Origin of the sequence: Methylomagnum ishizawai (assembly GCF_900155475.1) — a bacterium.
Lineage (GTDB): Bacteria > Pseudomonadota > Gammaproteobacteria > Methylococcales > Methylococcaceae > Methylomagnum > Methylomagnum ishizawai_A.
The window spans coordinates 4,042,661-4,066,738 of the sequence record NZ_FXAM01000001.1; the positions used below are offsets into that span (position 1 = coordinate 4,042,661).

21 protein-coding genes are annotated in these 24,078 nt (G+C 59.4%); 11 read left to right on the forward strand and 10 right to left on the reverse strand.

The annotated features are described in order from the left end of the window. Positions 1 to 42 precede the first annotated feature (42 nt). Together rnd and B9N93_RS18135 are read left to right on the forward strand one after the other, a co-directional pair. Positions 43 to 1,206 carry a ribonuclease D gene (gene rnd, locus B9N93_RS18130; protein WP_085215642.1) on the forward strand — a complete coding sequence of 388 codons (1,164 nt, stop codon included), beginning with the start codon at positions 43 to 45 and terminating at the stop codon, positions 1,204 to 1,206. Then, positions 1,199 to 2,764 (forward strand): bifunctional aminoglycoside phosphotransferase/ATP-binding protein, encoded by a 1,566-nt coding sequence (locus B9N93_RS18135; RefSeq protein WP_085215643.1) that lies wholly within the window; start codon positions 1,199 to 1,201, stop codon positions 2,762 to 2,764. The genes rnd and B9N93_RS18135 overlap by 8 nt, the downstream gene beginning before the upstream one ends. A 183-nt stretch (positions 2,765 to 2,947) precedes the next feature. On the opposite strand, the gene argA is transcribed toward B9N93_RS18135, so the two are convergent. Both argA and argE read right to left on the reverse strand, forming a co-directional pair. Continuing rightward, on the reverse strand, positions 2,948 to 4,261 hold the full coding sequence (gene argA / locus B9N93_RS18140) for an amino-acid N-acetyltransferase (protein ID WP_125469051.1): 1,314 nt from the start codon (positions 4,259 to 4,261) through the stop codon (positions 2,948 to 2,950). Further along, the gene (gene argE, locus B9N93_RS18145) at positions 4,258 to 5,427 is read right to left on the reverse strand and encodes an acetylornithine deacetylase (RefSeq protein ID WP_085215644.1); all 1,170 of its coding nucleotides are present in this window, start codon (positions 5,425 to 5,427) and stop codon (positions 4,258 to 4,260) included. Before argE ends, argA begins: the two co-directional genes overlap by 4 nt. Positions 5,428 to 5,865: 438 nt before the next feature. On the opposite strand from argE, the gene B9N93_RS18150 reads away from it, so the two are divergent. Together B9N93_RS18150 and B9N93_RS18155 are read left to right on the forward strand one after the other, a co-directional pair. Continuing rightward, positions 5,866 to 6,471: a fibronectin type III domain-containing protein gene (locus B9N93_RS18150; RefSeq protein ID WP_085215645.1), complete on the forward strand. Its 606-nt coding sequence runs from the start codon at positions 5,866 to 5,868 to the stop codon at positions 6,469 to 6,471. 123 nt (positions 6,472 to 6,594) lie between these two features. Beyond that, on the forward strand, positions 6,595 to 8,955 hold the full coding sequence (locus B9N93_RS18155; protein ID WP_085215646.1) for an AAA family ATPase: 2,361 nt from the start codon (positions 6,595 to 6,597) through the stop codon (positions 8,953 to 8,955). A gap of 117 nt (positions 8,956 to 9,072) precedes the next feature. Here the strand turns inward: B9N93_RS18155 and B9N93_RS18160 are convergent, their stop codons facing one another. The 5 genes from B9N93_RS18160 to B9N93_RS18180 form a co-directional block, all read right to left on the reverse strand. Beyond that, positions 9,073 to 10,146 (reverse strand): class I SAM-dependent methyltransferase, encoded by a 1,074-nt coding sequence (locus B9N93_RS18160; protein WP_085215647.1) that lies wholly within the window; start codon positions 10,144 to 10,146, stop codon positions 9,073 to 9,075. Positions 10,147 to 10,382: 236 nt separating this feature from the next. Further along, positions 10,383 to 11,357, reverse strand: a complete 975-nt coding sequence (locus B9N93_RS18165; protein ID WP_085215648.1) for a hypothetical protein — start codon at positions 11,355 to 11,357, stop codon at positions 10,383 to 10,385. 39 nt (positions 11,358 to 11,396) lie between these two features. Next, the gene (locus tag B9N93_RS18170; protein WP_085215649.1) at positions 11,397 to 11,975 is read right to left on the reverse strand and encodes a M23 family metallopeptidase; all 579 of its coding nucleotides are present in this window, start codon (positions 11,973 to 11,975) and stop codon (positions 11,397 to 11,399) included. 51 nt (positions 11,976 to 12,026) lie between these two features. After that, on the reverse strand, positions 12,027 to 14,219 hold the full coding sequence (locus B9N93_RS18175; protein WP_085215650.1) for a zeta toxin family protein: 2,193 nt from the start codon (positions 14,217 to 14,219) through the stop codon (positions 12,027 to 12,029). A gap of 297 nt (positions 14,220 to 14,516) precedes the next feature. Next, positions 14,517 to 15,392 carry a sterol desaturase family protein gene (locus B9N93_RS18180; RefSeq protein WP_085215651.1) on the reverse strand — a complete coding sequence of 292 codons (876 nt, stop codon included), beginning with the start codon at positions 15,390 to 15,392 and terminating at the stop codon, positions 14,517 to 14,519. 336 nt (positions 15,393 to 15,728) lie between these two features. Between B9N93_RS18180 and B9N93_RS18185 the strand changes: the two genes are divergently transcribed. Further along, entirely contained in the window at positions 15,729 to 16,403 is a 675-nt protein-coding gene (locus B9N93_RS18185) for a protein-methionine-sulfoxide reductase heme-binding subunit MsrQ (RefSeq protein WP_085215652.1), read from the forward strand. Here B9N93_RS18185 and B9N93_RS18190 read toward each other — a convergent pair. Next, the gene (locus B9N93_RS18190; RefSeq protein WP_176225317.1) at positions 16,331 to 17,212 is read right to left on the reverse strand and encodes a carotenoid biosynthesis protein; all 882 of its coding nucleotides are present in this window, start codon (positions 17,210 to 17,212) and stop codon (positions 16,331 to 16,333) included. The two genes, B9N93_RS18185 and B9N93_RS18190, sit on opposite strands and share 73 nt — an antisense overlap. A gap of 129 nt (positions 17,213 to 17,341) precedes the next feature. Beyond that, positions 17,342 to 19,414 carry a sodium-translocating pyrophosphatase gene (locus B9N93_RS18195; protein WP_439897120.1) on the reverse strand — a complete coding sequence of 691 codons (2,073 nt, stop codon included), beginning with the start codon at positions 19,412 to 19,414 and terminating at the stop codon, positions 17,342 to 17,344. Between the two features lie 434 nt (positions 19,415 to 19,848). Here B9N93_RS18195 and B9N93_RS18200 point away from each other — a divergent pair, with 434 nt between their 5' ends. Further along, positions 19,849 to 20,724 carry an HDOD domain-containing protein gene (locus tag B9N93_RS18200; RefSeq protein ID WP_085215655.1) on the forward strand — a complete coding sequence of 292 codons (876 nt, stop codon included), beginning with the start codon at positions 19,849 to 19,851 and terminating at the stop codon, positions 20,722 to 20,724. A gap of 129 nt (positions 20,725 to 20,853) precedes the next feature. Here B9N93_RS18200 and B9N93_RS25635 read toward each other — a convergent pair whose 3' ends face one another. Beyond that, positions 20,854 to 21,006 carry a hypothetical protein gene (locus B9N93_RS25635; RefSeq protein ID WP_176225318.1) on the reverse strand — a complete coding sequence of 51 codons (153 nt, stop codon included), beginning with the start codon at positions 21,004 to 21,006 and terminating at the stop codon, positions 20,854 to 20,856. 50 nt (positions 21,007 to 21,056) lie between these two features. Here B9N93_RS25635 and fliK point away from each other — a divergent pair, with 50 nt between their 5' ends. The 5 genes from fliK (at position 21,057) to B9N93_RS26070 (ending at position 23,967) form a co-directional block, all read left to right on the forward strand. Further along, positions 21,057 to 21,914 (forward strand): flagellar hook-length control protein FliK, encoded by an 858-nt coding sequence (gene fliK / locus B9N93_RS18205; protein ID WP_085215656.1) that lies wholly within the window; start codon positions 21,057 to 21,059, stop codon positions 21,912 to 21,914. Continuing rightward, a complete protein-coding gene (locus B9N93_RS18210) occupies positions 21,911 to 22,225 on the forward strand; it encodes an EscU/YscU/HrcU family type III secretion system export apparatus switch protein (RefSeq protein WP_085215657.1) in 315 nt (104 codons plus the stop codon). The genes fliK and B9N93_RS18210 overlap by 4 nt, the downstream gene beginning before the upstream one ends. Before the next feature lies 1 nt (position 22,226). Continuing rightward, on the forward strand, positions 22,227 to 22,349 hold the full coding sequence (locus B9N93_RS26445; protein ID WP_254899425.1) for a hypothetical protein: 123 nt from the start codon (positions 22,227 to 22,229) through the stop codon (positions 22,347 to 22,349). 164 nt (positions 22,350 to 22,513) lie between these two features. Further along, positions 22,514 to 23,215: a reverse transcriptase domain-containing protein gene (locus tag B9N93_RS26065; protein WP_217807318.1), complete on the forward strand. Its 702-nt coding sequence runs from the start codon at positions 22,514 to 22,516 to the stop codon at positions 23,213 to 23,215. Beyond that, on the forward strand, positions 23,212 to 23,967 hold the full coding sequence (locus B9N93_RS26070; protein ID WP_217807319.1) for an RNA-dependent RNA polymerase family protein: 756 nt from the start codon (positions 23,212 to 23,214) through the stop codon (positions 23,965 to 23,967). Before B9N93_RS26065 ends, B9N93_RS26070 begins: the two co-directional genes overlap by 4 nt. Positions 23,968 to 24,078 lie beyond the last annotated feature (111 nt).

Below are 24,078 nucleotides of genomic sequence, written 5' to 3' on the forward strand. Positions count from 1 at the left end.
TATAATAGCCCGCAAGATTCAAAGCCCAGCCGATCCACACCTATGAATGCCCAGCCCCACACCGTTTTCATCGACTCCACCGCCCACCTGCGGGAATTCTGCGCCGCCCTGCAAGATGCCGACTGGCTGGCCGTGGACACCGAATTCCTGCGCGAAAAGACCTACTATCCCAAGTTCTGCCTGTTGCAGATCGCCTGCGGTCCGCAGGTGGCCTGCATCGACCCGCTGTCCATCGACGATCTGGAACCACTCGCCGCCCTCTTGTTCGATCCCGCCATCACCAAGGTCTTCCATGCCGGGCGGCAGGATTTGGAAATCTTCTACCAGATATGGAACAAACTGCCCGCCCCCATTTTCGACACCCAAATCGCCGCACCCCTGATCGGCCTGGCCGAGCAAATCAGCTACGCGGGGTTGGTGGCCGAAATCCTCGGCGTTTCCCTGGGCAAGAGCCACACCCGCACCGATTGGTCCTTGCGGCCCTTGTCGGAAGCGCAACTGCGCTATGCGGCGGACGATGTGATTTATCTGGGCGCGGCCTATCAGGCGCTGCGGGGAAAACTGGAAGCCCTGGGGCGGCTGGACTGGCTGGAGGACGATTTCACGGCATTGCTGAACCCGGAACTCTATGACAATCCGCCCGAACTGGCCTGGCAGCGCATCGGCGGGGTACAGACCCTGAAAAGCCGGCAACTCGCCGCGCTGCGGGCCTTGGCGGCTTGGCGCGAAACCACCGCCCGCGAACAGGATATTCCCCGCAACTGGGTGGTCCGCGACGAGGCACTGCTCGACCTGGCCCGGCTTTCCCCCACCACGCCGGAAGAACTCAAACGCATCCGGGGCTTGGAGGAACGCGCCCTCAAGCGCTACGGCACCGCCCTGTGCAAAACCATCCTGGCGGGGCGCGACCAAACCCCGCCCACCCTGGAATGGAAAGCCCGTTCCGCCCGCCGCCCGCCCGAACAGGAAGCCTTGCTGGACCTCCTGAACGCAGTGGTCCGGCTACGGGCGGCGCAGCACACGCTGAATCCCGCCATCTTGGCGGGCCGCAAGGATTTGGAGCAGCTCTTGGACGAACCCCAGGAATCCCGGCTGCTGAAAGGCTGGCGCAAAACCATGGCCGGGGAAGAATTGGCTGCCCTGCTCCAGGGCGAATGCCAAATCAACGTGAGCGACGGCCAGCTCCACATCCAACACTATGCCTGAACCCTCCCGCCCACCCTGGATCGAGGGCTTGTTGCAGCCCGCAGCCTACGGCCATCCCGCCGACGCGGTCCAACTCGCCGAAACCCATATTTCCTGGATACTGCTGGCCGGGGAATTCGCCTACAAGATTAAAAAGCCAGTCGATTTCGGCTTCCTCGATTTCTCCACCCTGGAACGGCGGCAAGCCGCTTGCCAAGCCGAATTACGGCTGAACCGCCGCCACGCCCCCGATCTTTATCTCGCCGTCGTGCCCATCGTCGGCGATGCCCGGCAGCCACATATGGGCGGTCCCGGCGTCCCCATCGAATACGCCGTGCAAATGCGCCGCTTCGATGCCGACGCGCTGTTCGAGACCCTAGCGCAAAGCGGGAAGCTACGCCCTGAACACATCGACGCCCTGGCCGCCCACCTCGCCGCCTTCCACGGCAGCGTCGGGCGGGCCACCGCCGATGACGGCCACGGACTCCCCGCACAGCACCGGCTCGCCGCCGAATTCAACTTCACCCAACTGCGCCCGCTGCTAGACCACCCCACCGCCAGCGCCGACCTCGACGCCCTGCACACCTGGACCTCGACCACCTACGCCCGGCTGGAACCCCGGCTCGCCCAACGCAAGCGCGATGGTTTCATCCGCGAATGCCATGGCGATTTGCACCTCGGCAACATCGCCCTGATCGACGGACGCCCGATCCTGTTCGACGCCATCGAGTTCAACGAAGAACTGCGCTGGATCGATATCCTGGACGAACTGGCCTTCGTGGTCATGGATTTGGAAGCGCGGGGCTGTCCCGCCCTGGCCTATCGGCTACTCAACCAATATCTGGAAATCACCGGCGATTATGCCGGGATGGCGCTGTTCGACTATTACCGGCTGTATCGCGCCCTGGTACGCGCCAAGATCGCCGCGCTGTCGTGGCAGCCAACCGGCGACCCGGCACAACGCGCCGCGCTCCACGCCCGCTGCCGCCGCTATCTGGATTACGGATTGCGGCTGATCCGGCCCCAACCGCCCAGGCTTTACATCACCCACGGCCTTTCCGGCAGCGGCAAGTCCCAACTCGCCGCCCGGCTGGCCGAAACCCTGCCCGCCATCCGCCTGCGCTCCGATGTGGAACGCAAACGGCTGGCGGGCCTATCCGCCACGGCCCGCAGCGATGGGGCGCTGGGCGCGGAACTTTATGGTCCCGCCATGACGGCGCGGACCTACGGACGGCTGGCGCAACTGGGCGGAACCTTGCTGGAGGCCGGGCACTCGGTGGTGATGGACGCCACCTTCCTGCAACGCGAACACCGGGAAGCCCAGCGCCAACTGGCCGAGCGCCACGGTACCCGGTTCCTGATCCTCGATTGCCAAGCGCCGCCGGAAACCTTGCGCGGCCGCGTCCGCGCCCGCCACCAGGCCGGGACCGACGCCTCGGAAGCCGACCTGGCCGTCTTGGACCGGCAAGCGGCGCAACGGGAACCCCTGGGCGGGGACGAGCGCGAAAACGCGCTCGCGGTGGATATGGGCGGGAAAGTGTCGGTGGAGACCTGGGCCTCGGCGATTGCCGCCGGGTGAGCGGACAGGCGGGGGAACACGCCCTTGGGATGGGCCGTTTTTCCCCACCTGGAAGCGGGTAGACCTTCCTTGGTCAGTCTGGGCGCAAAACTTGATATGCAGCCGGTTTCCCAGTGCGGATTATCCCGCCAGGATTTTGCGGTTCGATGTCGGTCGCACAACGAAGCGATGACATCCTCCCCGTCACAGGCTTTTAATCAACACCTTGGAATTGCGCCGGGGGTTGTAGGCGGCCCGCCGGGTTTCCGGCAAATCCGCCACCTCGGCGGGCTCGAAACCGCGCTCGCGGAACCAATGGGCGGTCTGGGTCGTCAGCACGAACAAGCGCTCGAATCCCATACCGACCGCCTTCCCCTCGATATGCGCCAACAAGCGCTCGCCCCGGTTCTCGCCGCGATAGTCGCCGTGCAGCGCCAGACAGGCCAATTCGCCCATCCGCGCCTCGGGAAAACGGTGCAAGGCCGCACAACCGACGATCATCCCGTCGCGCTCGATCACAGTGTAATCGCCGATATCCGATTCCAACCGCTCGCGCGAACGGGTGACGAGGACACCTTTTTGCTCCAAGGGCCGCAATAAATCCAAAATCCCCGCCACATCCTGCACCAGGGCCGCCCGTAAGGTCTCGAACGGAGCGCGGCTGACCAAGGTGCCCACACCATCGCGGGTGAACAATTCCAGCAGGAGAGCCCCGTCGATATGGCGGTCCAGCAAATGCGCCCGCCCCACACCCGCCTCGCAAGCTTGGACCGCCGCCTTCAGATGCGGGGCCACCTCGGGTGCCAAGGCAGCGGCCTCGCCTAACAAGGCGCGGGCCTCGGCGGTGGTGATCTGGCGCAGCAAGCGGTCTTCGCGCAAGGACAGGCATTCCTCCTCGGTCAGCAACAGCAGCTTGTCGGCCTTGAGCGCGATGGCGGCGGCGGTGGCGACCTGCTCGGAACGCAGATTGAAGATTTCCCCGGTTGGTGAATAACCCACGGCGGACAGCAAAGCCACATCGCCCCGCGCCAACACGGCGTTCAAGCCCTCGGCATCGACCCGGCGCACCTCGCCGGTATGCTGGAAATCCACCCCGTCGCGCACTCCCACCGGCTTGGCGGCCACGAAATTGCCGGACGCCACCCGTACCCGCGCCCCGGCCATGGGCGAATTGGCCAGCCCGGTCGAAAACAAGGCTTCGATCTCCACCCGCACCGTGCCCGCCGCTTCCTTGACGCATTCCAACGCGACCCGGTCGGTGATGCGTAGGCCGTTCTGGTACTGGGCTTGGCAGCCTTGGCGGGCGAGGCGGCTATCGATCTGCGGGCGGATGCCATGCACCAGCACCAGCCGTACCCCCAGGCTGTTGAGCAAGGCGAAATCGTGGACCAGATCGGCGAAACCGGGATCGCCGACCGCCTCACCGCCGAAATAAATCACGAAGGTCTTGCCGCGATGGGCGTGGATATAAGGCGAAGAACCGCGGAACCAGCGGACGAAATCGGACGGCTTCATCATGCAGCGGGATTCAGGCAGAAACGTTCGATCAAACGGCCCAGCATCTCGACTCCAGGGGCGATGTGGTCCAGCGGCAGGTATTCGTCGGGCTGGTGGGCTTGGTCGATAGAGCCCGGTCCCATGACCACGGTGTCCATCCCGAGTTGGCTGAGGAACGGCGCTTCGGTGCCGAACGCCACCGACCCGGCCCCTTGCCCGGTGAATGCCTCGCAGGCGCGGACAATCCCGGCCCCGGCGGGTGTCTCGAACGGCGGTAGCCCCGCGAACAAACGGCGCAGTTCCAACGACAGGCCGGGATAGCCCGCCAACACCGGAGCCAGCCGGTTTGCCAAGACTTGGTGCAATTCCTCCAAATCCATACCGGGCAAGGGCCGGATATCGATCTGGGTTTCGCAGCAGCCGCAGATGCGGTTGGGATTGTCGCCGCCATGGATGGAACCGAGGTTCAAGGTCGGGTAATCGACCTTGAAGGCCGGATGGCGGTGCTTGGCCTTGAGTTCGGCGCGGAAAGCCAGGAGTTCGCTTATCACGGCGTGCATCCCGTCGAGGGCGTTCGCGCCTAGCGCCGGGTCGCTGGAATGGCCGGCCCGGCCCTTCACGGTGATGGCTTCCATCATCACGCCCTTGTGCAAACGGATGGGCTTGAGTCCGGTGGGTTCGCCGATGACGGCCTGCCGCCCCAAGCGCCGGTTTTCGGCCAGGAGGGCGCGGGCACCGGACATGGAGCTTTCCTCGTCGGCGGTGGCGAGGATGACCAAGGGCCGTTGGTAAGCCTTGGCCTCATAGCGCAACGCGGCCTCAATGGCGAGCGAGAAGAAGCCTTTCATATCGCAACTGCCGAGGCCGTAGATACGCCCGTCGCGCTCGGTGGCCCGGAATGGGTCGGAGGTCCACAGTTCGGGATTGCAAGGCACGGTGTCGGTATGGCCGGACAGCACCAAGCCGCCGGGCTGGTCGGCGGGACCGCCGAGGCTCGCGACCAGATTGGCCTTGCCGTCCCCGACCGGCATGATTTCGGCGCGGAAACCCACGGCTTCCAGCCATTCGGCCAGGAGGTGGATGACCGGCAAATTGCTCTGGTCGTAACGGGGATCGGTGCAACTGACCGTGGGCAGGGCGACCAAGGCGCGGATGCGGGCGAGGAGGTCGGGGATGGGGCGGGACATGGCGGGCCTTCCTTTGGGAAATCGGGGCGAGATTATAGGCGGAAAGAGGGGCACGGTATGCGGCGCAGGCTTCGCGCTCTTGGATCAAGCTTTTCCTATCGCTAATCCCACGCATCGAACGTCCGATTCGACGCTTCGTATCGAAAAGGTCACGCATCATTTCCTATTTTTGGCGTATGGAATCGATCATTCAAGGCATCGAATCGAACATCCCACACCCCAAGTTGACGATATTACGCTTTGAATCAATGATTTTACGCGTGATATCGTGGGTTCCACGCGCTGAATCGACGACTCGAAACGCGGTTTTCAGCAAAAATTTTTTGCCTTTTCATATACTTATTCACATTAGTCCAGATCGGCCCGATTGTGGGTTGATTCACTTCTGGCTTGTGATATATTCGCGACTAGCCAGCAATCACATAAGGGACACAGACCATGGCCCGTTTTCCCACCCGTGAATCCGATCTTATCGCCCTGGCCCAGCAAATCATCACCGGATTGCTCAAGCATACCGATCTCTTCGCCAATCCGCCTTTCCCCATCAACCAATTGCAGAAACGGCTCGCGGCCTTTCTGTCCGATGCCCAGGACGCCACTACGGCGGACACCCAAGCCGCCGCCGCCCACGCCAAAAAAGACGCCTCGCGGGAAGCCCTAGCCGAAGACATGACCACCCTGCTGCGCTATGCCGAACGCGCCGTCACCAAGCCCGAGCAACTGGCCTTGATCGGCTGGGCCGCGCCCCGCGCCAATACCAGCTTGGAACCGCCAGGACAGCCCAGGGCGTTGGAAGCCCAGCGCAAGGCGGTGGGAGTGGTATTCCTGGATTGGAAAGACCCCGCCGAGGGCGGCAAGGTGGCGGCGTATCAGATTCAGCGCCGCGAGTTGCCGGACGGGGCTTGGGTGTTGGCGGGCCATGCGGTGGTATCGGAAGCGACGCTGGCGGACCAGCCTACGGGCAAGAACCTGGAATACCGCGTCTATGGGGTGAACCGGGCGGGGGATGGGGCGGTGGGGAATGTGGTGGAGGTGGTGTTATGAGCGAAAGGCATGTTAGTGAAGCATGAAGTGCTTTCGCCGCGATGGATGGTTTTCTTCGCGGCTCAAATTATGACAACTCTGAAATGTTTTTGTGGATTATTCCGTATTGATAAGAGGCAATAAATGCTTAAAAGAATTACAAGGATTGCGAACATTGGCCGCTTTGTTGACTCATCCTGCGGAGGAACTGAATTCTCAGAGTTATCTGTGATTTTTGGAAGGAATACTTATGGTAAGTCAACACTATCCGAGCTTCTTGCAAGTCTTGCCACAAATGATATTACACCTATTACTGCAAGGCGAACCATTCCAAATAATAATAAACCGCAAGAAGCAAAGCTGGCTTTCAAATTCCCTGGCGACACGAAAGAAACTGTTGTCTCCCTACAAAACTCAAGCTGGAATTATAATGGAGCATCTAACATCAAAATAGCGGTATTTGATGATGGCTTTTACCATAACAATATATTTTCAGCCCGTCAGTTCACAAGGCCCACAAAAGAAGGTCTCAGCGCATTCATCTTGGGTGCGGAAGGAGTTAAAACCGCCAAAATAATAGCGGATAAGAAAAAACAGAAGGGGGATAAAACACGAGAGCGCAACCAGCTTAGACAGAATGCTTTTCCTGAGATTGAGGACCAACACCTACCAAACTTTCTTAACCTCACAATTACAGAGACCACCGATGAATTACAAAAACGCACAGATGATCTTAGAAGCAATTACTCAGAAATCAAAAAACAAATTCAAAATACAGACAAAATAAAATCACGCGAAACCTGTCATTTAATCGGCTTCAATTATAATTTTGATAGCTTCCTTGATGAAATAAATAATACTCTATTACTTTCCATTGAATCGCACCACAAAGAGGCGCAGCAACAAGTGCTAGAACACATTGAAAAGCACTTCACCAAACAAGGTAATGCAGATACATGGATTAGACAGGGGCTTCAACAAAATAACGGGGAATCTTGTCAATTTTGCGGCCAGCCACTAGGGGAATGCGCTAAAGAGCTTATTTCTAAATATCGCGAAAGTTTTGATGATGCCTATACACAACATGAAGATAAGGTAATCAAAGCAATTGACAACGGGCTTGAAAAGCTAAGCGCTTTTCCCGCCTCGGAAATCCGCCTTACTTTAGAATCCAATCGGCGTATTTGTGCGACCTATCATGAACTCACCTCAGACATAAGCTATTCAGTGGTTTTAGAGAAACTTGATCAGCATGCAATAAACATCGCGAGATTAATTGATCTTTGGGAAGCAAGCAAAAATAACTCCTTTAAAATACTAGAAGATGCTTGCCGAGTTAAGAAGCAATCCCCTCACAAACAGATCACAGTTGTTTCAGCAAATCCCATCTCAAACATCATCCAGCAACTTGCTACAGAAATAGATTCTTACAATGATTCCGCGCAATGCACCAATATATTTCTAGCCAGATTTAAACTAGGGGCAGATACGGAAAAGCTTCGCTCACAACTACAAGAATTAGAGGGGCTAGGAAAAGATGCGCGAACCATGCTTGACCGTGCCCAGAAAGATACACAAGTTAAGCGTTTAAAATTGCTGGATGAAGAAATTGAGCGATTAGGCAACGAAGCATCAAGACTTGAAAAGGAGCTTAAAACCCAGCAAAGTGAATATCTAAAAAAGTTTTTCGTTTCGCTAAATAAATGGTTTTCCGAGTTTGGAAGCAAACACTTTAGCTTGGAAATGGCCACCAACTCATCCGGGCATACCCCTATATACTTCTTAAAAGTCTTGTTTAAAGGCCAAGTTATACCAGAAAAAGATTTGGCCAGCATTTTTAGCGAATCAGATCGTAGAGCCTTAGCATTAGCTGTATTTTGGTCTTATCTATCAAATCTAGATCGCCAAATAAAAGAATCCCTTATCGTTGTATTGGATGACCCCGTAACATCTTTTGATAGCGACCGGATTACCGCAGTTCACCAAGAAATCATCAAGCTTTACCGGCAAGTTCGACAGGTGATTATATTAAGCCATTATGATGTCAATGTGGCGCGATTGTTATCAGACTATCGAAATCATCCAATATGCCTTTTAACCATTGAGCATAGCAATAATACATCTTTAATTAGCCCTGAAGATAAAGAGGAATTTATAAAAAGTGAACACGAGAGAAAAACACGCGAGCTTATGAAATTTGCAGATGGTCAGAACAACCTTCACAACCCAGGTGATCTTAGAATCTTTCTTGAGGCAGAAATTTCTTTCCGATATTCAAGACAATTACAAACGATTAATGCAGGAAAATTACAGCTTGGCGAAAAAATTGATGGCCTTTTTGATAAAGGTTTTATTTCCCGCCTCCTAGCCGATGAGGCGCATAATTGGCGAGAATGTTTAAACCCTTCCCATCATACTTGGACAACCAATGACATCGAAGACCAAAGGCGAACTGTAGGTCGTTTCATGGATTTTATATATACAAGCCTCTGCCCACATCCTTAAGTCCATCAATGCGGTAGCGAAACAACAAAAACCGCATCTCTTGCAATTGATACGATCCGCATCTAACCCATATCAACAAGCCGCGCCCACCCCCTAGGCCAAGCGCGGATGCACAGTTTAAACCCTCGCCTCCAACACCAAATTGGTCGGCGTCACCGCCGCCCGCCGCACCCGGCTGAAGTCCCCCGCGTTCAACACCTCGGCCAGCCGCTTCTGCCCGGCCTGCGCCCCCAAACCCAAGCCGACCTCCTGCGACTTGGACGCGGGCACGCACACCAGGGTCGAGAACGAATAATAAATCTGCCCCAAGGGATGCAGGTTGTCCTCCAGGCGATCACCCGCGAACGGCTCGACCAGCATGAACGTCCCGCCCTCGGCCAAGGTCGAGGCGACATGCCGGACCGCGCCCACCGGATCGCCCATATCGTGCAGGGCGTCGAAGATCGTCACCAGATCGTAGCCATGGCCGGGATAGTCCTTCGCCGTCACCACCTCGAAAATGGTGTTGGCCGCAACGCCCGCCGCCCTGGCCCGTTCGCGGGCATGTTCGATGGATGGCCCGTGGAAATCAAAGCCATGGAAGGTCGAATTCGGAAACGCCCGCGCCATGAGGATAGTGGAGGAACCATGGCCGCAACCGATATCGGCGACCTTAGCCCCGGCTTCGAGCTTGGCCTTGACCCCATCGAGCGCGGGCAACCAAGCGTCGATCAAGTTCATCGCGTACATGGGCCGGAAAAAGCGCTCGGTGCCGCAGAATAGGCAGGGGCTATGATCGCTCCAAGGCAAGCCCTGCCCGCTGCGGAATACCTCGCGCACCTTGGCCTCGTCGAAATAGACCGACATGACCGCCTCGAAAAAACCCTGCATACAGGCCGGATGGCCCTCGGCGGCGAATACGACCGCCTGCTCCGGCGTCAGCGCGAACCGGCCCTCGGCGGCGTCGTACTCCACATAACCCGCCGCCGCGTTGGCGGATAGCCATTCCCGGAGATAGCGCTCGTCCATGCCGGTGCTTTCGGCCAGTTCCAAGCTGGTGGCGGGGCTGATCTCGGCCAGGGCGCTGTAAAGGTCGAGCTTGTCGCCGATATAGGCCATCAGCAAGCCCATCGATCCGGCGACATCGCCGATCACCTTGCCCTGCAATTGCTCCAATTTGCCTGAGTCGATCTCGCTCAAACGTAGTGTCATGGCTCATTCCACGGGGTGGGCCGGACCTCCCGTTCGGGGCGGCCCGGAGAAAAACTCAAACGGCGCGGCGGAACACGCCGCGCCGATCACCTGGGGCCGGAAAAACGGACCCGATAAACCCGGCTCTTATACGACCAGTCGTCTTGAATTGCAATTCCCCAAGACAGTCGCCCCCTGCCATCACGCCGAAAAGCCGGAAGCTTTTTGTAGAACCCACCGGGTCCAACCCCGCCCCATCAAGTACCGAGATAGGCCCGACCGAGTTTCAGCATATCCTTCGGCTCCGGCAACTGGCGGCGGGGAATCCGGCCAAACAACACGATCCGCCGGGTACCGTCCAACGCGGCGGCTTCGCTCATCTCCAAGACCTCGGACACCGTGGTCTGGACATTGCGGTAATCCAGGCTCATCCGAAACGGCTGGACGGTGAGCCAGCGTTCAGCCTCGCCCAGCAGGCTTTCGACATGGCGCAGGCTGTCTTCGAGGCCCAGTTCGATACCGCTGAAACAGCCCAGTTCCTCGTCGATGGCCGCGATATCCGCTTCCAGGCCCGCGACCGCGGCGGGATCGGCGTCCGGGGACAGCAAGCGCCGCCGCAGCCGTTGGCGCTGCCGGGTCAGTTCGCCGCGCCGGGTTTTATGCGCCGCGATGGCTTGGCGGGCTTGCAGCAGCAGGAAATCGAACGCCAGGGTGGTGAGCGCGGCGCGGGCGGCGGCTTCGCTGTCGCTGGGCGCGAAGTATTGATGGTCCTCGAAACTGATGGCGGTTTGCAGCACATCCCGCCGCACGAGGCCGTCTTCCAAGGCCATGCCCAAGATCTGTTTCTCCCGCTTGGCGGTGGCCAGGAGTCCGTAGATATCGTCCGGGGCCGGACCGGGCCGCTGCGCCAAGTACTCCCGCACGCCCTGGAACCGGCCCAGCACCTCGCCCAGGTGTTCCGCCGAGGCGAACAGCGTTTTGAGCCGGGGATCGTGGCCGTACTGGCCGGGACTGATCTCGACCGGGGCGGGCAGCCGGTCGACCAGGCCGATGACATGGGACAAGGCCCGCGCCACGGGTGTGTGCAGACGTTCGCGGTAATGGTCCAGCGCCCTGAGGCGGGGATCGGTCTTATCGACCGCCCGTTCGATGGCGGCGGCGCGGACTTGTTCCAGCAGGATTGCGTCGGGGCTTTGGGCCGGGTCGAACCAGGCACCGAGGAAATGCGGCATGGTTGGAACTTCCTGTGGGGTTGGATGGGCGCCCGCCGCTCAGCCTTTCCTGGCCCCGGTCTGGAGCGGGCGCGGACCCTGGGCTTGTGCGGACCGAGGATTGTCGGTCAGCCGGGGATAGGGATTGACCGCCCCGCCCGCATGGTAGATGCCGTAATGCAGATGGCTGGGCGTGCCCTTGGCGTTGCCCGAGTCGCCGACATAGCCGAGCAAGGTTCCCGCCGGAATCCATAGGCCGGGCCGGACCGGGCCGAAGGCGTCCAGATGGGCGTAATAATGCCATTCGGCCCCCGGTCCCAACACCCGCACGACGTTCCCGCCCAGGCGGTTATGCCCGACCGCGACCACCAGTCCCGGCGTGGTGCTGAGGATGGCCCGTCCCCTGGGCGCGAAGATATCGATGCCCTGATGGCGGCGTCCACCGGGCCGGGGCGCACCCCAGCTATCGCGGATGTCCACCGCCCGCACGCCCGCGACCGGCATGGGCAGATGGGCCGGGGCCGGAGTGGCGAACAGGCGCAAAGTGCCCAGGGCCTCGCGGAATCCGCCCGCGCTCCAGGATAGAACCCCGGACAGCGCCAAGAAGCCCAGGATAAAGCATGGTTTGCCGAAGCGCATGGGAAGTTCCTCGTGGGGTTATGGAAACCGTGGGAACGATGGCCGGAAAGCTCACGCCGTAGCGGGCGGCGGCTCCGGCGGCGGGCAGTTCTGCAAGCGCGTTTTCCAAGGTTCGGCGGTGCTGGGATCGATATGGAAAGCCATCGCCACCGGCTTGTGCAGCAAACCCTGTTCGCCCGAGGCGTTGGGGTTCAACTGCCGCTTCTCCACGAAATCCACCATGCGCCGGACGTTATAAACCAACAGCACCCGGTGCCCATTCTTGTTGCTGTAGACCTGATAGGCGACGTTGTTCTCGTTGAACACCGGATTGCGGGCCATCAGGGTTTCGATGGACTCCGGGTCGCCCTTGGCCAGGATGTGGAGGACGGAGTCGCTCCGGGTGCGGACCAGGGTCTTGAGGTGTTGGGCCAGGCTGCCCGTCCGCTGGTGGTCCTGCAACTCCTCGACCTCGTAGTCCGAGAAATCGAAGCTTTCCGCCACCAGATAATGCTCGTTGGCCCCGGCGTCGTTGGCGAACAGCGACAGTTTCTGCAAAGCCAGATGCTCCAGCGCGTCCAGGAACGAGCCCGGTGCCCGGATATGCTTGTCCACTGTGATGACCCAGGGCAGGGCGCGTCCGGTGCGGTCGAAGCGCTGCTTCACCGTGCCCGCCACCGAGGACCGGGTCAGTTCGGTCTCGCGCCCTTCCGGCTTGACGATGAAGGCGTCCACCGCCGTCATCTGCACCTCGAAATCAGCGGCGCGGAAAATCTCGACGATGGTCGAATAGCGCGGCTTGTAAGGAATGCCGGTGCCGTCGTAGAGCAGGTTGAAGCGCTCCTCCTGGGCGTAGTTCGCCACCATGTCGCGCAGGCGGTTGGCGAAGGGCTCGACGAACACATAGTCGTCGGAATGGTGGTTGGCGGCGGTCAGCACGGTGTAGAGGTCGCTTTCCTTGCGGAATTCGTCCAGCGAGGTGGTGACGAAATTGTCGCCGCATTGCGCCCTGGCGATTTCCTCCACCGCGCTCTTGCCGGACCCCGCCCCGCCCAGGCACATGAACAGCTTGGGATTGGCGACGGGATGTTTATGCTCGTAAATCTTGTCCAGGCAGGCATCGAGCTTGCGGCTGATCTTGCCCAACCGTTCGTAGGCGATTTCGATGGTGCGTTCCAGGCGGGAATCGCCGCTGGCGGCGGCCAGCAGTTTGTTCTTGAGCCGCTTGTTATTGGCGAGGCTGAACACCGAGGCATGATCGCCCTCGCATTCCTTCAGCACTTCCAGCAACTCGGTATGGCTGGGCGAACGCAGCCCGGTCAGCATATTGATATCCAGGCAGAACAAAGGCGCGACGCCGTTCTCGCCGACCTGGATGCCGTCGATCTCGGTCTTGCCCGCCACCCGCAAATGCTCGGTGCCGGGCAGATAGCCGATGATGTTCTCCGACAGGCTCAAAGGATAATCGGCGATTTGCTTGCCTGGGATCGACAGCCGGTCCTTGACGCTGTCCAAGGGCACCAAGCCGCCGTTCACCGTCACCAGGCAATCGATACCATCGGGGGTGCGATGCGAGAGGAAGGGAATCGCCGTCACGAATTTCTTGTTCTCCGGCCAGCGCCCATAGCCGTTGGGCATGTTTTCCAGGCTCTTGGTGCGGGTCGGGTCCAGGGCGTGTTCGAAGGCTACGGTGATGACCTCGATGCCGGTGCCGGGATCGTGCAAGGCGGTGGCATCGGCGGCTTCCAGCCGCCGGAAATCGATGCCCTGCTCGTACACCGCCTTGAACGCGGGCAAATTTCCCAGCGCCGACATGAAGAAATCCAGGGTGATGCGGTTGCCGTAGGCGAAGGGCCGGACACTGCGCATCTTGTGGTAGAACGCGGCCAGGCGCTCGGCGATGTTGTCGGTCTTGATGACGAAGCCGTTGTTATCGAAGAACGCGGTGTCGCGGTTGGCCTCGCCGTCCAAGACCAAGCGCTCGATGGTGGCGCGGAATTCGCGGCGCTTGTCGGCGTCGGTCATGCTGCCGGGTCGGTGCGGGGCGGAGGCTTGTTCCTTCCAATCGTGGAACAGGTCGCGGTGGATGCGCGAAAACAGCGCGGTCAGATAAGTCACCCGTTTGGATTGATCGTGGGAAACCGTGCCCTCGGATTCTTGTTGGAGCTTGGACAGCAGTTTCGTGGCTTGGTAAACCGCCAGGGCTATCCGCAGTTTCTTGAGTTGCGGATAGCCGGAAATATAGGGGATGTTGGCATTGATCATGGTGGCGAGTTTTCGATCAGGGTGTGGGCAGGGGACAAGGCTCCGGCATGCCAGCCCTGGGGCGCGCTGGCAACGGAAGACTTGCGATGGCTAAGCCGGTGGGCGCGACTTGGGGGTCGGCCTTGATTTTGCTGCAATTATAAAACCGGATACGGCGGCGTCCATGTCCACCACGGTTCGGAAACACCGCGATGGGCGTGCGGAAAGCAAGCCTGGCACCGGAACGGGGCGGGAAAAGCGGCCCGGATGCGGCGATAGCGGAATCCGGGCTACGGCATGACGGGCGGCGGACGGAACTTACAGGTACGAAGCTTTTTTCACCGCGTCCCGCAGCGCATGGCCGAACACCGGCCCATGTTTGAACTGGATGCGGCGGGTCAACCCATATTTGAGCAAGTCGAAGAAACGCAACTCGCCGACCCCGTCCAGACCGATGGCGGCGGGTTCCTGCTCGGCCAGGGTGCCGAACATCCGGTCCCAGATCGAGAAGATCGCCCCGTAATTGCTATCGTGCTGCCAGCGCAGGGTGGAATGGTGCAATCTGTGGAGCCTCGGCACGATGAACAGCTTGGACAGGACGCGCTCGGCGGGAAAGCTGACATTGGTGTGGTGGAACAGCACGAACAAGGTGATGATGGTCTGCCCGACCCAGACCGCGTTCGCCGCCACCCCGATCAAGCCGATGAACGCCACCCGCACCAACACTTCCAGGAATAGCTCCCCCATATGGAAACGCAAGCCGGTGGTGACATTCAAGGTGCGGTCGCTATGGTGGACCTTGTGAAAAATCCACAAAGCGTCGCAATGATGGGTCGCGTAATGCCAGACATACATCGCGAAATCCAACAGAACCAAGGTCAAGACATACTTGGCCACCCCCTCCTCCATACCGCTCAACCAACCCAGGCCGTCAAGCCGTTGCGCCACGAAATACAGGGTCGGGATCGACAGCAGGGACAGGGTGATATCGTTGAATAGGAAAAGACAGACATTGGTGCAATAGGAGGTCTTGAGCGCCCGGATTCCGGGCCGCAGGAAAGGCCGCCGGTGTTCGGCTAGGGCGAGCCCGAACAAAGACAGGATGACCAGCAAGGCGAGGAGATCGTCATTCACTCCGGCGGTGACGGCACGGACGAAGGGGTCGGCGATGAGGTTTAATGAGGAATCCGACATGGTGGCACTCCTTATCGATAACCGCTTTGCGCCAGTAAGACCGCGCCGGATGGTTTTGGTTCGGAACCAAATAGCCGGGTTTCCGCTCCAAGCTATCGCAACCAGCTTGGAGCGGAGCCTATAGCGGGCGGTATCAGCGGGCGCAATAGAATACCTGGGATTTTATATATGCCGCATGATAGGGATTTCTTGCCCCTGTGAAATCCTATCGTTGATTCATGAAACCCAAAATAGGCTGGAGTACAAGCTTGAGTTTGTACGGACCCATCCAAGCCCGCGCTCCAGACCCGCCGCATGGCCGGGTCGCCAAGAATAACGGATCAAGGCGGAATTTCCATGCGACACCCTTCGCCAACCCAAATCGCCCATCTCAAGCTCGCCCTGTTCATAGCCTGCCTGATTCCCGGTGCCCGCTTGCTCGCCGCCGCCGTCCTCGCTGTGTTCGGCCCGGACCCGGTGGCGGACATCACCCATACCACCGGGATTTGGTCCCTCAACCTGCTGATGGCGACGCTGGCCGTGACGCCTTTGCGGCGGCTACTGGGCTGGAATTGGCTGATGCGCCTGCGTAGGACGTTGGCTTTATATGCTTTCTTCTATGCCTGTCTGCACGTCCTGGCCTATTTGATATTCGACCAGTTTTTCGACTGGCGGGAAATCCTCAAGGATATCGCTTTCCGTCCTTATATCGCGGCGGGCTGCCTGGCCTTCGTGTTGATGATTCCCCTGGCGCTAACCTCCACCCATACCATGATGAAACGGATGGGCGGGCGCAATTGGAAGCTCTTGCACCGCCTGACCTATGGAATCGCGATAGCGGCGGTATTCCATTATCTGTGGCTGGTCAAACGCGATATTACCGTGCCCGCCTATTATATTTTGGCATTGCTCGGCCTATTCTGGGCCAGATGGACCGGAACCTCTCTGAATCCCGCCAGTTATCCAGTCGACCCCGGACCGGGATTGGCCAGCCGCGCCGCCGCCAGGACCAAAACCGGGGCCAGGATATAGCTGCCGGTCACCGCCTGGAGTTGGACGCGGGCCGCGTCCAAACCGGGCTGGCCGCTATACGCCACCCACCACGTCACCCCCAGTTGGAACAGCACGATCCCGGCCCAGAAGCAGGGCGCGAACCCGCCGAGGCCGGGCCACGCCGTGGCATCGGGCGGGGGATGGCCGCGCCGGGCCAGCGCCGCATCGAGCCGTTGGTTGATGGCGATGGTGGTGGCGGCCACCACGAACCAGCCGCAATAGTTGGCGAAGGTCACGCCGAAATGGATGCCGGGGTCGGGGTAATGGTAGATGTCGCCAAGGAACCAATATTTGCCCAGGTTGGCGATGGGATCGACGACCAAGTCCACCACAGTCATCAGGAACGAACCCAGCAGCAGCGCGGCCCAGGAGCCCCGGACCTGGGGCGGGGTGGCGCGGCGCACATCCAGCCCGCGCACCGACAAGGGCGAGAGGAAGAACTGCGCGAACGAGAAGCTGACATAGCTCAGGAAGGAAAACGACAGCGTGTCGAAGAATGGCACGCCCAAGACCACCAGATCGTTCTGGAGCGCGTCGTAGTGGTAGACGTAGACCCCGAAAGGAATACCGTGGTTGATGCTGCCCCATTCGGCGGCGAGGGCCACGAGGTAGCTGGTGACGACCCAGAACGCGGTGCGCCGCCCGCCCTGTTCCAGCCAGGACAGGGCCAGGAAGAAGACCAGGAAGGCGGTGACATAGGGACGGTGGACGAAGGACCAAAGGAGTTGTTCGGCGGGCAAGGGAGGTTCCTGTGGGTTGATGGCGCAGAAGCGGCAGAGTATCGCCAAAACCCAGGCATCCTGGGAATCCTCCGCAGCGCACGAGCAGCGCCGGACCAACCCGCCCGCCGCCCAAACAAAAAGCCCGCCCCCCGTGAGGGGGACGGGCTTTGTTATCGGCCCGGAAGGACGGTCGGTTTAGAAGCTCAACCAGCCCGAACCGAAGGCACTGGCGAATACCAAGCTCACGATGCTCATCAGCTTGATGAGGATGTTGAGCGAGGGACCGGAGGTGTCCTTGAAGGGATCGCCCACGGTGTCGCCCACCACGGCGGCCTTATGGGCGTCGGAGCCCTTGCCACCGTACTGCCCGGTTTCGATCCACTTCTTGGCGTTGTCCCAAGCGCCGCCGGCGTTCGCCATCATCACAGCCAGCAGGAAGCCGGACGCGGTGGTGCCGATCAACAGGCCGGCCAAGGCTTCCTTGCCCAGCACGAAACCGACAATCAAAGGCACCACCACAGCCATGGTGCCGGGGATCATCATTTCCTTCAGGGCGCCTTCGGTGGAGATGCCCACGCAAGCGGCGTAGTCGGGCTTGCCGGTGCCTTCCATCAGGCCGGGGATTTCCTGGAACTGGCGGCGCACTTCCAACACGATGTTATAAGCGGCCTTGCCCACCGCGCTCATGGTCATGGCGGAGAACAAGAACGGCAGCATCGCGCCGATCAGGATACCGGGCAGCATGGTCGGGGCCAGGATGCTCAGGGAATCGATCTTGGCGGCGGTGATGTAAGCGCCCAACAAGGCCAGCGCGGTCAGCACGGCGGAACCGATGGCGAAACCCTTGCCGGTGGCGGCGGTGGTGTTGCCCAGGCTGTCCAGGGCGTCGGTGCGCTGACGGACCTCTTCCGGCAGATGGCTCATCTCGGCGATGCCACCGGCGTTGTCGGCGACCGGGCCATAGGCGTCGGTGGCCAGGGTCACGCCCAGGGTGCTGAGCATGCCCACGCCGGCCAAGGCCACGGCGTAGAGACCCGCGGTGATCGACCCATCGGCCTTATGGCCCAGCCAGATGCTGACCAGGATCGCCACGGCGGTGATGAGGACCGGGAACACGGTGCTCATCATGCCCACGGCGGTGCCCTGGATGATGGTGGTGGCCGGGCCGGTCTGGCAGGCTTCGGCAATCGACTTGACCGGCTTCTCGGTGTACGAGGTGTAATACTCGGTCACGTAAGCGATGCCGTTGCCCGCGACCAGGCCGACCAGGATCACGAACCAATAGTTGAGGCTCACGCCGGTCAGCAACACGGCAAGCAGCGAAAACACAACGATCAAGGCCGAAGCACCCCACACCGAACGGCGCAGCGCGTCCAACAAGGCTTGCAGGGAAGCGGTTTCGTCGATCTGGGTGACGAACTTATTAAAGAGGACCAGGACCGGGTTGGTGCTTTGGCGGATTTTCCAATTATCCTCGGCGGTCACCATGTAGATACCGTAGAGGGAAGCCAACACGCCCACCGCGCCGATCAAGAACGGCAAGCCGATGAAGGCCAGCGAATTCGCGCCCAAGGAAGCGCCCAAGGCCGCGGCGGCGATGATGGAGGAGCTATAGGACTCAAACAAATCCGCGCCCATACCGGCCACGTCACCCACGTTGTCGCCCACGTTGTCGGCGATCACGGCGGGGTTGCGGGGGTCATCCTCGGGGATGCCCTTCTCGACCTTGCCCACCAAATCCGCGCCCACGTCGGCGGCCTTAGTGTAGATGCCGCCGCCGACACGGGCGAACAGCGCGATAGAACTGGCGCCGAAGCCGAAGCCGGTGACATAGGTCAGCTGCTCGGGGCTGCCGCTGAAGATGAGGAAAAGGATGGTCATGCCCAGCAGCGAGAAACTCACCACCGACATGCCCATGATCGCGCCCGAACCGAAAGCGACGCGCAAACCTTGGTGCAAGCCATGGCTGGCGGCGGCGGCGGTACGCACATTGGAGCGGACGGCCACGTACATGCCGAGATAGCCAGCCCCGGCGGAAGCGACCGCGCCCACCACGAAGCACACGGCGGTCTGCCACGCCAGGAAAGCGGCGATGATGGCGGCGACGATGGCGACGAAGATGGCCAACACACGGTATTCGCGGCTCAGGAACGCGGACGCGCCTTCCTGGATAGCGGCGGCGATACTCCGCATGGTCTCATTGCCCTCATCACAGGACAGTACCCGCTTGAGCTGCCATTTGACATAGACGATACCGGCGATACCCATCAATAATGCGATGATTACCGACGCATTTGCTTGTAACACGATAATTTCCTCCTCTCTCTTCTCTGTCAGTGGGTTTCCAAATTTCTTATTGCTTGCTTGGCTTGGTATGCCGGCTTTTTCCGATGAACCGGCGGATTGGCGGGGATGTTTCCCTGTTCGGCTGCCCGGTTCCTATGCGTCGCTTTGTCAAGAGCGGCTGCACGCGGATTGGATTGATTGTCCGTTTCCATGGCGGCGCAAACCGCGGTGCAGGGTACTGAAAATTCGGTGCAACCACAATAAAAATCGGCGTTGTCGTCGGCCAAGCCCGCGCTCAAGGCCGGAACCGGGCCGGTGCCATCCCCGCCCCATGAAACGGGCATACAACAACTCCCCGGAATGCCGCTAACCTAGTATCGGAAGCCCACCACCGCCCCGCCTAACCGGAGACCCCCGTGTCCGCCATACCCGCCGCCTTCAAAGAGGACGCGCATAACCCACTGCTCCGCCAGTGCTACCAAGACTTGCGGGCGGAAAAGCTGGTCCTGCCGACCTTGCCGGAAATCTCGCTCAAAATCCGCAAAGCCATCAACGACGAGAAGGCCAACAACGCCCGCATCGCCCGCGTGGTGCAACTCGACCCCGCCATCACGGCGCGGTTGATCCATATCGCCAACAGCCCGCTCTACCCCGGCCGCAAGAAGATCGAGAGCTGCCCCGAAGCCCTGACCCGCATCGGTCTCAAAGCCGCCCAGCACCTCATCACCAGCTTCGCGCTCAAATCCGTGTTCACGGCGCAATCCCCGCAAATCCGCAAACGCATGAACGCCCTGTGGGCGCACAGCGGCTATGTCGCCGCCATCTGCGCGGTGCTGGCCCATAAGCTGCGCGGCTTCGATCCCGACCGCGCCATGCTGGCCGGTTTGGTCCACGATATCGGCTGCGTGCCGGTTTTGACCCTGGCCGACCGCCACCCCGGCTTGCTGGACGATCCGGCCCAACTCGACACGGCCTTGCAAGCGCTCAGGACGCCGGTGGGCGTCTTGATCCTGCGGCAATGGGATTTCCCCAAGGATTTCGAGGAAACCGTCCGCCACGCCGAGGATTGGCTGCTGGAGCGTCCCGGCCCCGCCGATTACACCGACCTGGTGATCCTGGCGCAATTGCATAGCTTCGTCGGCAGCCTGGAGGTCCACAAGCATCCGCACCTGGACCAAACCCCCGCCTACCGCAAGCTATTGGCGGGCCAGTCCGCGACCGAACTGAGCCAGGACGTGCTGGACCGGGCCAAGGACGACATCTGGCAGGTCCAGCACCTGCTGCTGGCCTGAACCATGGAAATCACCCGCACGCCGCTTCCGATAGGTCCGGCTCCCGCGCCGGGACCGGGCGGGGCGGGACTGAAACTGGGCGATGTGGTGACCGCCGTGGTCCGGGCCAAGCTCTCGGACACCAACCTCCTACTGCAAATCGGCGGCAAAACCCTGGTGGCCGCCACCACCGCCGACCTCCCGCCCGGCACCCGGCTCCAGTTGCAAGTCACCCACCTCGGCGGGACGCCGGAACTGCGTCCGCTCGCCATCGCCCCGCCCGGCCCCCCCCCGGCGGCGCATCGCCGTCCCCGCCCTCCCCCGCCGATACCCCGGAAACCCAAGCCCTGCGCTTGTTCCTGCCCAAGCAAATCCCGCTGGCCGAATTCGCGGCGGCGCTGCCCAAGCTGGCGGACCCGGCCCACCCCTTGCCCGTCCCGGTCAAGCAAGCCCTGGCCGGACTCTTGGCGGCACTGCCCAATCCGGGACGGCTGGCCACGGCGGAGGGCTTGACCCGTGCGCTGGGGGATGCGGGGATATGGTTCGAGGCGCGGCTGGCGCGGGCATTGGACCGGGGTGGGGATTTTCCCGCCGGGGACTTCAAAGGCTTGCTGTTGACCGTGCTGGACCGGCTGGACGCCGCCCAGCCCGCTACCGGCGCATCCGCGCCCCCGACGGAGACCGCCGGACGGCCCGCCAACACGCCGGAAACCGCGCCGACCACCGGCGGCACCGATCCTTCCCCGCTCGACGCCCTGGCACGGAAGGTCGAGGGCGCTTTGGCCCGCATCGGCCTGGACCAACTGGCCGCCCTACCCCAACCGGACGGCACCCAATCCTGGTCCGTGGCGATCCCCTATGCCCAAGGCGAGCAAAGCGACACCTTGCGGATACGCATCGACGCCGAGGCGCAGCACGATGGCGCGGACACCGCCGCCACCCCACATTGGTCGGTGAACCTGGAACTCAAGCCGCCAGGGTTGGGAACGGTCTCGGCCCGCTTGGTGCTGGCGGGCGGCAAGATCGATACCTATCTCTGGAGCGACACGGCCAATACCGCCGGGCTGTTGCGGGACCACGGCGATTGGCTGCGGGCGCGGCTGGAAGGCGCGGGCTTGGCCGTGGGCCATCTGGATACGCTGGAACAAGCCCCCGCCGCCCCCGCCCGGAGTCCGGTTCCCGCCGCGCCCTTGCTGGATATCAAGGCGTGAACCGCGTCGTCAACCCGCCCGACCTCGCCATCGCCCTCAACTACGACGGGCAGAACGCCCCCCGCGTCACCGCCAGCGGCAAGGGCGATCTGGCCGCGCAAATCATCGCGCTGGCGGAGGCACACGGGGTACCGTTGCGCACCGATCCGGGGCTGGCGAAGGTGTTGGCCGAAGTGCCCCTGGGCGAGGAAATCCCCCGCGAGCTTTATCTGGCCGTGGCGGAGGTGATCGCGTTCGCGTATTACTTGAGTGGGAAGGTGCCGGAGGGGTGTCGGGCGGATGGGGAGGATGCGAATCCAGGGGAGATTTAGATTGAGCCTGTTCGATGAGGTGCCTGGGAAATACAGCTTTCTGGCCTGCGATATGGTCGCGACTTATGTGGATAATCGTGCTTCAAGCGATCCGGGCAAGCCGGAGATGTGGCAGTGTATGTGATCGGCGACAAAGTAGTGATAAATTATGCGCATTGGGATAGATAGGAATGGGATCAGGGATTGACCATTTTTAATGCAAATACAATTAATGGCGAAGCAAATTTAGCTTTATTCGTCTAATAAACATTTCATTAATCGCTATAAATATTAATACCGTAATATTATATGCCAAAAACTATAACAATAAAACCATTTACCAACACACAAACCGATGATTTAGAATTGTTTTCAACGCTCTTCTCACCAACTGAGCTTGAAGCTGTATTCAACGCTAAATTTCAGAAAACCATAGGAAAAGGGACGGATCGGCTAAATGGTCATCAATTTGCTAAGCGAGCCCCTCAAGAGCTAGCCATTGCTTCAGTAAAATGTATAAATGGTAAATATCGCTTTGCGCCTTATTTAGAAACTTTAAGAACAAAAGGACGCGATAAACCGCCGCGCCTCATCGGCATCCCTACAATTCGGGACCGAGTTATACTTCACCAGCTAAATAAATATTTAGCGGCCATATATCCATATTGCGTACCAAAAAATATCGCGAACTCCTATATAAAAAACATCACCTCTGATTTACAAGAAATAACCACAACCACCCCCAACAATAATATCTGGATATGCAAAACAGATATAAAAACTTTTTATGATTCTATAAACCAAACAAGATTATTATCTATTTTAAGGCAAACTATAAAATCTAACGCGGCCTTGCGCTTAATTGAACGAGCGCTTATCACGCCTACTGTTCCCAAAAATACCCGACAAAAAAATCATAGTGAATTCCGCCCATCAAAAGGGGTTCCACAAGGCCTAGCCATATCCAATATTCTTGCATCCATTATTTGCAAAACGTCGATATCGCGATGAAATCGTTCAAAATAACGTATTATCGCTATGTAGATGATGTGCTTATGTATGGAGACCAAAGCAACGTGGAGTCCGCCTATAAATCCTTGGGTGCTAGATTGCGGTATCGTGGTTTATCACTGCATCGATTAGCGCCAGACTCCGACAAAAGCCATATTACCCCCGTCACGACTCCCTTCACATATCTTGGGTATTATTTTTGTTTACCAAAAATTTTGGTTCGGACTTCAACAGTGGAACATTTTCTCCAATCGCTAGCAGCCAAATTTAGCGATTACATTCATAACAAAGCAAAACGACTAGAGCAAAAAAAATATCTTTCAGAAACCAGACTATCTGAAATTTTTTTATCAGAACTAAATGAGAGGATCACCGGCGCAATAAGTGAAAAAAAGCGCTATGGATGGATTGCATATTACAATCAAATAACTGACATACCATTACTACATTGGATAGATCGCGCTATTGCGGGCATGTTCCGTCGCTTAATTGATTTTGAACACAAAGCCCCCGCTAATTTGAAAAAGCTGAGCAGAGCTTATTTTGAAATGAAGTTCAACATACGCGGAGGATACGTACACAACTATGACGCGCTTATCACCATAAGCCAAAAGCTACAATTTCTTGAAAAGCGCGGACAACTCGGACCGGAGGAATTGCTAACTGATGCCCAGATCAACGAAAGATATGAAACATATCGGCATCGGATTTTATCGGAAATGCATGCCGACGAGGGCATCATTTATGGCTAATTGGGTTATCATACTGTGGTGGGTGGTGCCTCATCGCACAAGCGATACCTCTTCAATCTCCAGCATTGAGAGCGGAAGTGCTCCACACCATGCGAAAGCAAGGGTATAACC